This window comes from Rhizobium rosettiformans W3 (assembly GCF_004912135.1).
GTDB classification, from domain to species: Bacteria; Pseudomonadota; Alphaproteobacteria; order Rhizobiales; family Rhizobiaceae; genus Allorhizobium; species Allorhizobium rosettiformans.
The window spans coordinates 1-12,440 of sequence record NZ_STGU01000004.1 but is presented as its reverse complement, the minus strand read 5'-3'; the positions used below and the strand labels follow the sequence as shown (position 1 = coordinate 12,440).

10 protein-coding genes, 1 tRNA gene and 1 pseudogene are annotated in these 12,440 nt (G+C 59.9%); 10 read left to right on the top strand and 2 right to left on the bottom strand.

Annotated features, from left to right (window positions below; genetic code table 11):
• Positions 1–24: 24 nt before the first annotated feature.
• On the bottom strand, positions 25–672 hold the full coding sequence (locus tag FAA86_RS08390; RefSeq protein WP_162760072.1) for a TetR/AcrR family transcriptional regulator: 648 nt from the start codon (positions 670–672) through the stop codon (positions 25–27).
• Positions 673–856: 184 nt separating this feature from the next.
• Between FAA86_RS08390 and FAA86_RS08385 the strand changes: the two genes are divergently transcribed.
• Together FAA86_RS08385 and FAA86_RS08380 are read left to right on the top strand one after the other, a co-directional pair.
• A complete protein-coding gene (locus tag FAA86_RS08385; protein WP_136539735.1) occupies positions 857–1,744 on the top strand; it encodes a shikimate dehydrogenase in 888 nt (295 codons plus the stop codon).
• Between the two features lie 224 nt (positions 1,745–1,968).
• Positions 1,969–3,858, top strand: coding sequence for a bifunctional sugar phosphate isomerase/epimerase/4-hydroxyphenylpyruvate dioxygenase family protein (locus FAA86_RS08380; RefSeq protein ID WP_136539733.1), 1,890 nt, complete (start codon positions 1,969–1,971; stop codon positions 3,856–3,858).
• A gap of 35 nt (positions 3,859–3,893) precedes the next feature.
• Here FAA86_RS08380 and FAA86_RS08375 read toward each other — a convergent pair whose 3' ends face one another.
• Positions 3,894–4,604 carry a GntR family transcriptional regulator gene (locus tag FAA86_RS08375; protein WP_136539731.1) on the bottom strand — a complete coding sequence of 237 codons (711 nt, stop codon included), beginning with the start codon at positions 4,602–4,604 and terminating at the stop codon, positions 3,894–3,896.
• A 171-nt stretch (positions 4,605–4,775) separates the two neighbouring features.
• Between FAA86_RS08375 and dctP the strand changes: the two genes are divergently transcribed.
• The 8 genes and pseudogenes from dctP to FAA86_RS08335 form a co-directional block, all read left to right on the top strand.
• Complete coding sequence (dctP, locus tag FAA86_RS08370; protein ID WP_136539729.1) at positions 4,776–5,792, top strand: TRAP transporter substrate-binding protein DctP; 1,017 nt, start codon at positions 4,776–4,778, stop codon at positions 5,790–5,792.
• A gap of 120 nt (positions 5,793–5,912) precedes the next feature.
• Positions 5,913–6,434 (top strand): TRAP transporter small permease, encoded by a 522-nt coding sequence (locus FAA86_RS08365; RefSeq protein ID WP_246035031.1) that lies wholly within the window; start codon positions 5,913–5,915, stop codon positions 6,432–6,434.
• The gene (locus FAA86_RS08360) at positions 6,431–7,726 is read left to right on the top strand and encodes a TRAP transporter large permease (protein ID WP_113458067.1); all 1,296 of its coding nucleotides are present in this window, start codon (positions 6,431–6,433) and stop codon (positions 7,724–7,726) included. Before FAA86_RS08365 ends, FAA86_RS08360 begins: the two co-directional genes overlap by 4 nt.
• Before the next feature lie 31 nt (positions 7,727–7,757).
• A complete protein-coding gene (locus tag FAA86_RS08355) occupies positions 7,758–8,687 on the top strand; it encodes a dihydrodipicolinate synthase family protein (RefSeq protein WP_136539726.1) in 930 nt (309 codons plus the stop codon).
• A gap of 1,109 nt (positions 8,688–9,796) precedes the next feature.
• Positions 9,797–9,886 (top strand) — tRNA-Ser (locus tag FAA86_RS08350).
• A gap of 35 nt (positions 9,887–9,921) precedes the next feature.
• Positions 9,922–10,095: pseudogene (locus tag FAA86_RS08345) on the top strand (UDP binding domain-containing protein); the annotation flags it as partial.
• Positions 10,096–10,097: 2 nt separating this feature from the next.
• Positions 10,098–11,114 carry an NAD-dependent epimerase/dehydratase family protein gene (locus FAA86_RS08340; protein ID WP_136539724.1) on the top strand — a complete coding sequence of 339 codons (1,017 nt, stop codon included), beginning with the start codon at positions 10,098–10,100 and terminating at the stop codon, positions 11,112–11,114.
• A 119-nt stretch (positions 11,115–11,233) separates the two neighbouring features.
• A partial coding sequence (locus tag FAA86_RS08335) for an acyltransferase family protein (RefSeq protein ID WP_136539722.1) occupies positions 11,234–12,440 on the top strand: 1,207 nt, incomplete at its 3' end.

Below are 12,440 nucleotides of genomic sequence, written 5' to 3'. Positions count from 1 at the left end.
TCTGACGGGGGTGTCTGCCGTGCTTCATTCCTCAACGCAGCGGAGATAACCGAGCACGGCTTCCGTGATCATCGACTTGTGGCGCGAATAGAGGGGCGGCTCCGAGAGGTCGCGCTTGAAAATCGTGCCGAAGGTGTAGCGGTTGGACACGCGAAAAAAGCAAAACGCGCTGATGAGCATATGCACATCGATCGCGTCGGCGCGGCGCTTGAAGGCGCCCGTCTGAAGTCCGCGATCGATGATGTCCTGGATGGTGCGGATGACGGAGATATTGAGGTCGGCAATCTCGCTCGATCGCTTCATATGCATCGCGTGGTGGATGTTTTCGATGCTGACCAGCCGGACGAAGTCCGGGTTCTGCTCGTCGTGGTCGAAGGTCGTGCTGATCAGCCGGCGCAGCGCTTCTTCCGGCGGCAATTCGGCCAGTTGAAGATCGGCTTCGAGCGATCGGATCTTGCGGTAGGCCTTCTCCAGCACAGCCAGATACAGCCCCTCCTTGCTGCCGTAGTAGTAATAGATCATGCGCTTGGAGGTGCGGGTCTTTTCCGCGATCTGGTCGACGCGGGCGCCCGACAGGCCGAGTTCAGAAAACTCCTCGGTTGCGACATCCAGGATGTCTTCACGCGTGCGCTCAGGGTCGTTCCTACGCGTTTCCCTCGCCGTTTTTGCCATCTGCTCCATCCCCGATCGCGGCTGCAGGTCTCATCGACGCGGCGCGCTCTCCGTTCATAGTGGTCTCGCCATCGCGCTTCAAGCTAGCTACCATTGACACTAACTAGTTAGTACATTATCGTCTTGTTCAGGTTGGGAGGCCTGAGGCCCTGCGAATGCCGGGGCTTCGATAACGGGAGGTGACATGACGCAGACGCGCGACATCCTGCGCGCCGGACTGATCGGGTTCGGCATTCAGCGCTCGCTGACACCTGCCATGCATATGCGCGAGGGCGAGGCCCAGGGAGTCGACTATCGCTACGACCTCATCGATCTCAATGAACGCAAGCTCGGGCCCGATGACCTTGAGATGCTTGTCGCCGAGGCGGAGGCGCAAGGGTTCTGCGGTCTCAACATCACCTATCCCTGCAAACAGAAAATCCTGCCCCTGCTCACCGAGATCTCGGAGGATGCCCGCAAGCTGGGCGCGGTCAACACCGTGGTTCTGCGCAACGGAAGACGCATGGGCCACAACACCGACTGGTGGGGCTTTGCCGAGGGTTTCAAGCGACAGCTTCCCGATGCGGACCTGTCCGCGGTGGTACAGATCGGTGCAGGCGGCGCCGGTGCAGCGACAGCCTATGCCGTGCTCGCAATGGGCGCGCGTTCGCTTGCTGTTTTCGATATCGATCCGGCCAAAGCTTCGGACCTCGCCTCGCTGATGGCGCGGAATTTTCCGGAAGCGTCGGTCACCGTCGCGACCGATCTGCAGGCTGTGCTCAACGGCGCGACAGGCCTCGTCCACGCCACGCCAATGGGCATGGACAAGCATCCCGGCATGCCATTGCCGGCCGAGCTGTTGCATCCGGGTCTCTGGGTCGCCGAGGTGGTCTACTTCCCCTTGGAGACAGCGCTGCTGCAGGCCGCGCGCCAGCGCGGATGCCGTGTGGCAAACGGAGGAGGCATGGCCGTCTTCCAGGCCGTCGGCGCCTTTTCGCTGTTTACGGGCCTTGAGCCCGATGTTCACCGCATGCTTCGCCATTTCGCAGACCTGACACAACCAGGTCCCCTGCGGCTGCCTGAAACGGCTTGAGGCGAGGAACGTGCATTTGAGATTCGCGGACATTGAACTCGATGCCCGTGATGACTGGAACTGGTAGCCCGTCGCGGCAGGGAGGAGAAAGACATGTTCGGCCGTATCGACATCCTGCGCTCCCGGGCAGCACGCGAAGGATCGCCGCTTTCCGGCCTACCTCTTCGCAGGCAGCGCAGAACATTCCAGCTGCGGCGCATCTGCCTTCCTCTGCGGAGGTGCGCATGAAGACGTCGATTGCGACCGTTTCCATCAGCGGTGAATTCGAGGAAAAGCTCTGCGCCATCGCGCGTGCCGGCTTTGATGCCGTCGAGATCTTCGAAAACGATTTCCTGACATTCGACCGCTCTCCTGCAGAGGTCGGACAGATGGTTCGCGATCACGGGCTGGCCGTATCCCTGTTCCAGCCGTTTCGCGATTTCGAAGGCATGCCGGAGCCGTTCCGGTCTCGCAATTTCGACCGGGCAGAGCGCAAGTTCGATCTGATGGCCGAGCTCGGCACGGATCTGATGCTGATCTGCTCGAACACCTCTCCGGTCGCACTGGGCGGGATCGACCGCGCTGCCGAGGATTTCCATGCACTTGGCGAACGTGCGGCCCGCCGCGGTTTGCGGGTGGGCTACGAGGCGCTCGCCTGGGGCCGGCATATCAGTGATCATCGCGACGCCTGGGAGATTGTGCGGCGAGCCGACCACCCCAGCATCGGCCTGATCCTCGACAGCTTCCACACCCTGTCTCGGAAAATCGAGCTGAACTCGATCCGCTCGATCCCCGGCGATCGCATCTTCATCGTGCAGCTTGCGGACGCGCCGCTGATCGAGATGGATCTCCTCTATTGGTCGCGCCATTTCCGCAACATGCCGGGCGAAGGCGACCTGGCCGTCACCGCCTTCATGCAGGCCATCGCGGCCACCGGATACAACGGCTATCTGTCGCTTGAAATCTTCAACGACCAATTTCGCGGCGGCTCACCCGATGCGATCTCGCGCGATGGGCGTCGCTCTCTCGTCAACCTCATGGATCAGGTGGCGCGGGCCGAGCCGAAGATCAGCATACCCGTGCCGGCGATGCCTGAGCGTGCCAAGGTCTCCGACATTGCCTTCATCGAGTTTGCGGCGGGGGAGGACGAGGAGCGAGAACTCGAGGCCCTTTTCACACTTCTCGGCTTCGCGCCCATCGCCCGCCATCGCTCCAAAGCCGTGACCCTCTATCGGCAGGGGAACATCAACCTCGTCATCAATAGGGAAGAGAAGGGCTTTGCCAACGCCTCCTATCTCGTCCATGGCGCCAATGCCTATGCCTTCGGGCTCATGGTCGATGACGCGGTAGAGGCCCATAGGCGTGCGCTCGCACTCGGTGCGGAAGATTTTCACCAGCCTGTCGGTCCGGGCGAAATGCAGGTCCCGGCGATCCGCGGGGTCGGCGGAGGGCTCGTCTACTTCCTCGACCGCAAGAGCGAGCTCGCGCGGATATTCGACGTAGAGTTCACGCCTCTCGACGAGAGACCGGAGAAGGCCGTCGATATCGGCCTGACCCGGATTGACCACATCGCCCAGACGACCCGCTACGAGGAAATGCTGACCTGGCTGCTTTTCTACACATCGCAGCTCGATGCCCAGAAGACGCCGATGGTCGACATCATCGATCCGGCCGGGCTCGTTCGAAGCCAGGTGATCGAATCGCCGGACGGGCGCCTGCGCATCACCTTGAACGGCGCTGAAAACCGCAACACGCTGGCCGGCCGCTTCATCGCCGAGACCTTTGGCTCGGGCATCCAGCACATCGCCTTCGAGACAGAAGACATCTTCGCCACGGCCGCTGTGCTTGCCGACAAAGGGTTCCAGTCCCTGGTGATCTCGCCGAATTATTACGACGACATAGAAGCCCGCTTCGGGCTCGACCCCACGCTCGTCGAGCGAATGAAGTCGGCTAACATTCTCTATGACCGCGATGATGCCGGCGAGTATTTCCAGCTCTATTCACCGACCTATGGCGAGGGCTTCTTCTTCGAAATCGTCGAGCGGCGCGGGTATCGGGGTTACGGGGCGCCGAATGCGATCTTTCGTATCGCCGCGCTCAAGCGTCACCTGCGTCCGAAGGGGATGCCGAGATGAGCGCCTGGATCCTAGACATCGCCGGGCGCGGCCGCTCAGTTGGCCACCGTGCCACCCAGCGCAATCGTCAGGGACTGATCGATATGCCGCGAGAGCGCAGCAGCAGCAGCTTCCGGCGCTCCGTCCCTCAGCGGAGTGAGAAAGGCCATGTGCTCCGCGATCACGCGGGTGGCATTGTCGCGCGTCACGCGTACCCTGGTCTGGGCGGTCATGCGGATCTTGATTGCCGTGACGCGGTAGACGTTGGAAATCAGGCTGTTCTCCATGGCCTCGACCATGTCGGCATGCATCTGCCAGTCATAGACCTGAAGCTCTCGAAGGAAGGCCGGAAGATCGACCGTATCGTCGCTGCTCAACCTTTCGCGCGCCGCGATATGCCAATCCAGCCAGGTCGCGATGACATCGCGGTCGAGCCGCTGGATCATGTCGGGAATGGCGCTGAGCTCGATGACGCGGCGCATCTGATAGGCTTCCCGCACAAAGGTGACATCAAGGCTCGGCACCATCAGGCCGCGTTGCGGGAGCGTCTGCAAAAGCCCTTCCGCCTCCAGCCGCGGGATCGCTTCTCGTACGGCGCTCAAGGTCAGGCCGGTCGTCTCCACGAGCTCGCGCTGGGAGATCAGCTGGCCGGGCTTCAGCCGACCCCAATTCAGAAGTTCTTCAATTCGACTATAGGCGAGCTGCCTGAGCGAGCTTTCGCCTGTCGTCGACGTCACTGCCTGCCGGGCGCTCGGTTTGTCTCTCATCAGGTCACACTGTCCGCTTTCGGGATTGATAACCGCACACTAACATGTTAGTTCGATATCAGTAAGGCAGGATTGCTGCCGCAACCACGTTTTCACAGGTTTGGAGGACCGGAAGCGGGTTGAGGTGGAAAAACACCCACCAATCCACAGTCAAACGGGAGGAGACTACCAATGCAATACAAACTGACCCGCCGCTTCCTGATGGCCTCGGCCATCGCCATGACGGCCATCACTGCCAGCGGACCGCTTGCGACCGTGGTCGCCCAGGACAAGCCGGTCATCCGCATGTCCACGCCGGCCTCGGAGACCGATCAGCGCTCCGTTGCGCTCGCGACCGTATTCGGTCCGGCGATCGGCGAATTCGCCACCTATCAGCCGCATTACAACGCCTCCCTGGTGCCGCAGGGCTCGGAGCTCGAGGCGATTGCCTCCGGCGACTTGGAAATGTCGATCACCTCGGCTCAGGAGCTTGCAAACTTCCTGCCGGAGTTCTCGATTTTCGCCACCGGCTATGTTCACCGCAGCGCGCAGCATCAGGTCAACGTCTTCAAAGACCCGCTGATGGACCCGTTCAAGGAGAAGGTCGAAAGCGAACTCGGCGTGAAGCTTCTCGCGGTCATGTATCTCGGCAAGCGCCACGTGAACCTGCGCTTCCCGCGTTCTGAAAAGAACGTGATGGCCCCGGCCGATCTCGCTGGCGTCAACCTGCGCATGCCCGGCAGCGACGCCTGGCAGTTCCTCGGCCGTGCCCTTGGCGCCAACCCGACGCCGATGGCCTTCACCGAGATCTATACGGCCCTGCAGACGGGCTCGGTCGATGGTCAGGACAATCCGCTGCCGACCGTCGTCGACGCCAAGTTCTACGAAGTTACCAAGCAGGTGAGCCTGACCGCCCATCTGGTCGACCTGAACTATGTCGCCTTCTCCAAGGCGGTCTGGGACAAGCTCACCCCCGAGCAGCAGGCAACCGTCCAGAAGGCCGCCGAAGACGCGGCGCAGTCCGGCCGTGAAGGCCAGCTGAAGAAAGAGGACGAGCTGGTCGCCTTCCTGAAGGAGCAGGGTCTCGAGGTCTATGAACCCGATCTCAACGCCTTCCGCACCCATGTCCAGGCACAGTATGTCGGCTCCGAATTCGCCAAGGCCTGGCCGGAAGGCGTGCTCGACAAGATCAACGCGCTGGCGGACTGAGCCCAATCCGACCTGAACCGGGCCGGAGAGAGATCTCCGGCCCCTCGTCGAACATGATGTCCTGTCGAAGGTGATGGTGTGTCTTCTTTAACCAGACTGTTTCGGACCTCGGCGGAGGCCGTGGCTGCCGCGCTGATGGCCGCGATGTTTGCGACCTTCATCCTGCAGGTCGTCATTCGCTACACGGCGCGCCTGCCCTGGGTTGCCGAAAACATGCCCTTTCTCCAGCCGGCAAACTTCGGATGGACGCTGGAATTCTGCCTTGCCATCTGGGTCTGGCTGATCTTCTGGGGCAACAGTTTCGTCGTCAGGGTCGAGGATCACGTCACCTTCGACGTGCTCTATGTCTCCGTCTCTCCACGCGTCCGGCGCATCTTTACCGTCATCACCGGCCTTGCCGTCGCCATCGCGCTGCTTCTGTCCGTGGCGCCGACCTGGGACCGCCTGGCCATCCTTCGCCTGAAGAAGACAGCGACGCTCGGCGAGCTCTTCGGCGACTGGATCCGGATGCGGGACATCTACGTGATCTACATCGTCTTCCTCGTCGCTGTTGCAGGCCGCTATCTCTGGCAGGTCTGGAACGCGCTGCGCGAGAGTCTCGCCGGTTCTGACGAAACCGGCCATTCGGGTGGCCCGGCATGAGCATCGCCTTTCTTCTCTGTATCGTCATCCTGCTCGGCCTCGCCGTGATGGGAACACCGATCGCCTATGCGATCCTGGTGGCCTCCTTCGCCTATCTCGCTGCCACCGGGCAGAGCATCGGCATCAGCGGCAAGATCCTGCTCGACGGGCTCTATCAGAGCTTCATCCTTCTCGCCGTGCCGCTCTTCATCATCGCCGCCAACATCATGAATGCCGGGTCGGTTTCCGATCGCCTGCTGCAATTCTGCGTCGCCCTAGTCGGCCGGTTCCGCGGGGGGCTCGGCCACGTCAACATTCTTTCTTCGCTGGTCTTTTCCGGCATGTCGGGATCGGCGATCGCCGATGCGGCCGGAATCGGCAAGATGATCATCGACATGATGGTGAAGTCGGGCCACTACACCCGCGGTTATGCCGCCGCGATCACGGCGGCTTCGGCCACGATCGGCCCGATCATCCCGCCGTCAATCCCGATGGTGCTTTACGCGCTCGTGTCCAACACCTCCATCGGCTACCTCTTTCTCGGCGGCATCGTGCCCGGCCTGTTGATGGGGGCCGTGCTCATGGCAATGAATGCCTGGATCTCGCACAGGCGCGGCTTCGCCAAGCATGAACCCGTGCCGCTGCGCGACTTCCCGCGCCTGACGATCAATGCGGGTCCGGCCCTCATGATGCCGGCGATCCTGCTCTACGGCATCTATGGCGGCGTGACGACGCCAACGGAAGCAGCGGCTGTGGCGGCCTTCTATGCGCTGATTCTCGCGACGATCTTTTACAGGTCGCTCAGCTTCCGGCATTTTTACGAGATCCTGGTGTCGAGCGCGCGCTCGTCGGCGGCGGTGGGCCTGATCATCGGCGGCGCACTCATTCTCAACTACATCGTCGCGTCCGAAAACATCCCGACCGTCGTCGCCGACGCACTTGTTGGCCTCGACGTGCATCCGCTGGTTTTCCTGCTTGTCGTGAACCTGCTGCTGCTCGTTCTCGGCTGTTTCCTCGATGCGTCCACGATCATCTTGGTCATCATTCCGCTGTTCATTCCCACCTGTCGGGCGCTCGGCATCGACCTCGTGCATTTCGGGGTGGTGGCCGTGGTCAATTGCATGATCGGGCTGATCACGCCGCCCTACGGCATCCTGCTCTTCGTCATCAATGCCGTGACGCGGATCCCGCTTGCCGAAATCATCCGAGAGATCTGGCTTTTCCTTGCGGCCCTCATGGTTGCGCTGCTGATGCTGATCCTCGTTCCAGACATCACCCTGATGCTGCCGAGAGCCCTCGGCTATGCCGGCTGATCGCAATGCCCCTGTTTCGAGGACCTTCTCCATGACGCATAACTTCCACGGGATCGTCCCGGTGATGATCACGCCCTTCGACAACAACAACCGGATCGACTGGGACGGCTATGCCAGGCTGATCGAGTGGTACATCGAGAACGGCTCACATGGTCTCTTCGCCGTGTGCCAGTCATCGGAAATGCTGTTTCTGACGCTTGAGGAGCGCACTCAACTTGCGGCCTTCACGGTCGACCAGGTCAAGGGCCGCGTGCCTGTCGTCGCTTCCGGGCATATATCGGAGCGCATGGACGACCAGAAGGCAGAGCTGCGGGCCATGGCGGAAACCGGCGTCGATGCCGTCGTGCTCGTGACCAACCGTCTGGCGGCGGCCGACGAAGATACATCCATCTTTCGCTCGCGGCTGCAGGACCTGATCGGCGCGCTTCCGGCCGACATGACGCTCGGGCTCTACGAATGCCCCGCCCCCTATCGGCGCTTGCTGAGCGACGACGAGGTGCGCTGGTGCGCCCACAGTGGCCGCTTTGCCTTCCTCAAGGATGTCTCCTGCGATCTGGATCACATCCGCCGCCGTCTTGCTCTGGTCGAGAACACGCCACTTGCGATCAACAACGCCAATGCGGCGATCGCCTGGCCCTTCCTGCAGGCCGGTGGCCACGGCTTTTCCGGGGTGATGAACAACTTCCATCCGGACCTTTATCGCTGGCTCTACGATCACGGCGAAGCCCATCCGGAACTCGCCGCCGAGCTCGACACCTTCCTCGTGCTCTCCGCCATGTCGGAAAGCCTCGGCTATCCCAAGCTCGCCAAACGCTACCACCGTCGCATCGGCACCTTCACAAATGTGCACAGCCGTGCCGTGCCACACGACATTGCGGAACGCCACTGGGCGGTCGAAACGATCCTGGATCACATCATCTATGGCGCCGAGCGTTTTCGGTGCGCAATCGGCGGCGTGTAGTTCGTCCCTGATATTGGCGGGGTCAGGCGCGGCTAGGCTTGGATTGCAGTGAGCCTCGTGCCAGATCGCCCGAAGATAGGACGCAAAACAGCGCCTGGTCGATACCTGGGATGCTCAGGCTATACCTATTAGTTTCAAATCAGAGTTCCTGCCGTATTTGGCAAGCAACGCCCCCTAATCAGGATCAGTCTCGGCAAAATACCGCGCGACAAGGCCCATCGTTTAGCTGCCGATCTGGCGGCTGAGGCGCGGTCGCTATTCCAAGCAATAATTGCCCCCGATCCGAGCGCTGCCGCTCGCGCTTGGTCAGAAGCGGCATATCCGGGTATCTGGATTGCTCAGCCCAGTGACTTTGTGGAGATCAACGGTGAGTGGCGGCGCATTCCTCTCAAAACGGATGAAAGCAGGCGGTTTATCTTATTGCATCGTTTTCGTCACGAGATCGGATTTGCTGAATGGGCAGTTATTTGGAAGGATCGGTGTCTGTTTCCCGATCTTATGCAAGATCCTTCGAAAACTGCTTCTCCATACACGCAGCGCCTATTCGCCGAAGCCGGGGTTCTCCCAGGCCGGGGCGAGGTTCTCCATTCGTTGGGCGATTGCATCGAACTGCTTCGGGTGTGCGAAATCGACGCTCGGACCGTGCTGTCGGGCTTGACGAACATTCACGCTATGGATCTGCCGCAATCCAAGAGGCCAAGGCCACCCTCCTCGCAAACGTGTCGCTGTCGGCCGGCGTTGAATACTCGATGTTCGACCCGCTGAACTTTGGAGCGGTATCGACAAATTTCCGCAAGAAAGGGGTTCTGGGAGAAGGTTTATCGCGGCAATAGGACTTGGCACGGTAGCCCCGCCAGGTCATCGCTGTGCTCAATGCTTCGATGTACTACATGTCTGAACCGGATCTGGCAGAAGCACCCCTTTGATCCTTGTTATGTGAGACGATCGGTTTACGAGAGACCCAGTGGTTGTTTAGTGTCTGTCAGCCTCTACGACAGATATGCTATTTCCCTTACAGCAAACGGAAAACAGTCATATTCGCTCTTGCACGGTGCGTGAGTTGCCGCTATGAGACAGCCCGCGCTTCAAACGCGCCGACCAATGTGACCGGAGAGGTGGCTGAGTGGTCGAAAGCACCGCACTCGAAATGCGGCATACTCGCAAGGGTATCGTGGGTTCGAATCCCACCCTCTCCGCCATACATCTCAATCTTCTGCTGAGAGTTTTCGGGAAAGCACTCGTCGTCGTCACCGAATGGGACGAATTCCGCGCGCTCGATTTCCGCCGTCTGAAGCAGGAGATGAAGGCGCCCGTCATCGTCGACCTGCGCAACATCTACAAGCCGGAGGAGATGGAGAAATACGGCTTCAGCCACTTCCCGATCGGCAAGCGCATGGCAAAGGCCTGAGCATGCATTACTTCATCACCGGCACCGCCGGCTTCATCGGCTTCCACCTTGCCCGCCGGCTGCTCGCCGACGGGCATCAGGTGACCGGCTTCGACGGCATGACGCCCTATTACAACGTCAAGCTCAAGCAGATGCGCCATGCGGCGCTCGCCCAGTATCCGGCGTTCACGCCTGTGATCGCCATGCTGGAGGATCGCGCTACGGTGGAAGACGCCATGGCGGCTGCCAAGCCGGATGTCGTGATCCATCTGGCGGCCCAGGCGGGTGTGCGCTACAGCCTGGAAAACCCCCAATCCTACCTGACGTCCAACGTCACCGGCTCCTATAACATCATCGAGCTTGCCGAGCGTCACAAGGTCAAGCACCTGATGCTCCCCTCCACCTCCTCGATCTATGGCGCCAATCCGACGGTGCCCTTCCGCGAGACGGACCGCGCCGACGAGCCGCTCACCATCTATGCCGCGACGAAGAAGTCGATGGAGCTGATGGCCCATGCCCATGCCCATCTCTACAAGACGCCAACCACGGCTTTCCGCTTTTTTACCGTCTACGGCCCCTGGGGCCGGCCGGACATGGCGCTCTTCAAGTTCGTCGATTTGATGCTGAATGACCAGCCGATCGAGATCTATGGTGAGGGCCAGATGAGCCGCGACTTCACCTATATCGACGATCTCGTCGAGGCGATCATCAGGATCTCGCATGTCATTCCGGACGAATCGAATCGCGTCGCCGATGATAAAATCGAGACGCTATCGCGCCAGGCCCCGTTCCGCTTGGTCAATATCGGCGGCGGCCAGCCGGAAAACCTGATGGACTTCGTCGAACTGGTGGAGAAGGCGCTCGGTCAGCCGGCGATCCGCAAGATGTTGCCGATGCAGAAGGGCGACGTCCCGCGCACCTATGCCGCACCGGATCTCCTGCAGGCGCTGACCGGATATACCCCGAGCACCAGGCTCGAAGAAGGCGTGAAGGCCTTCGTCGAATGGTATCTCGAAGCCCGGCGCGAGCTGCAGGAGTGACTAGGGTTATTCCCCGGAGTGCCGAGCGCTGAACTATTACCCAGAATACCCTTCCTACGCCATGATCGACTGGCAATGTAGGAGATTTACGGGCGATCAGTTTCAAGCTATTTGCGGCTATGGTCGAAAAAAACACATATCGCCCGGAAGTTGATGGTCTTCGCGCCGTTGCTGTGCTGCTGGTGGTTTTCTACCACTTGGGGTTTGAGACCTTCTCAGGTGGCTTTATCGGCGTAGACATTTTCTTCGTCATAAGCGGCTACATAATTACCAGCCAAATTGTTGAGAAGAGCCGCTCAAGTTACTTCTCATATGTTGACTTTCTGAAGCGCCGCTTTTGGAGACTTTTCCCTGCGCTTATCACTACCGTCTTCGTCTCTGCCGTCTACTCTGCTCTCATTTTTAGCCCCGAGCACACTGTCGCTGCAGCGCAAGCTTCAGCAGCTAGCGCTCTAGCGTGGTCAAACTTCTTATATTGGTCACAAACAGATTATTTTAATGCGGACGCAATCTTGAAGCCACTGCTTCATACTTGGTCTTTGTCGGTTGAAGTGCAGTTTTATTTCCTCTGGCCTGTTATCTTGGTAGGCGCTTTACCCATCATTGGACGGACATCTATCTCGTTACTCGTCCTCGGCTGTCTTGCGCTTGTGATGCTTTCGGAAATATGGGCGCATTTCGATCCAGCTGGGGCCTATTTTTTGCTTCCAGCCCGGATTTTCGAGTTTACGATTGGGGCCTTGCTTGTACGAGTGAGACATGCAGAACCTCAACGCTCGTCGCTCCTGAACTATATGACCATCACAGGCGCGTTCGCGGTGTTGGTGCCGGCTATTTTGTATAATTCAGCAATACCTTTTCCAGGTTTTGCAGCGCTTCTCCCCGGTTCCGGCGCCGCATTTCTGATCTACGCATCCCGGCACACGTTGGCGGCTCGCGTGCTGGGGCATTGGTCGATGGCGGCGTTGGGGCGAGCTAGTTATTCGATCTACTTAGTTCATTGGCCAGTTATAGTGTTCTTCTCGTACGGGCGTGCAGACGGGCTTCCGAGCTATCTCGTTGGGCCCGTCATAATCACAATCTCAGCGCTTGCCGCGTTTCAGTACCAGCTGATCGAGAAGTATTTCAGATATGCCCCCGAACGTGCACAATTGCGCTATGCAGCGATCGGGACGACATTAACCGCTACGATCTTCCTCTGCGTTGCTGGCGTCTCCGACAGGTTGCTATGGTCTTGGAGATATTCCGAGGAGATATCCAAAGCGATCGATCCTGCTATTGCCAAGGAAGCACGGCGCTACACATGGACTCAGTTGCGACAACTGA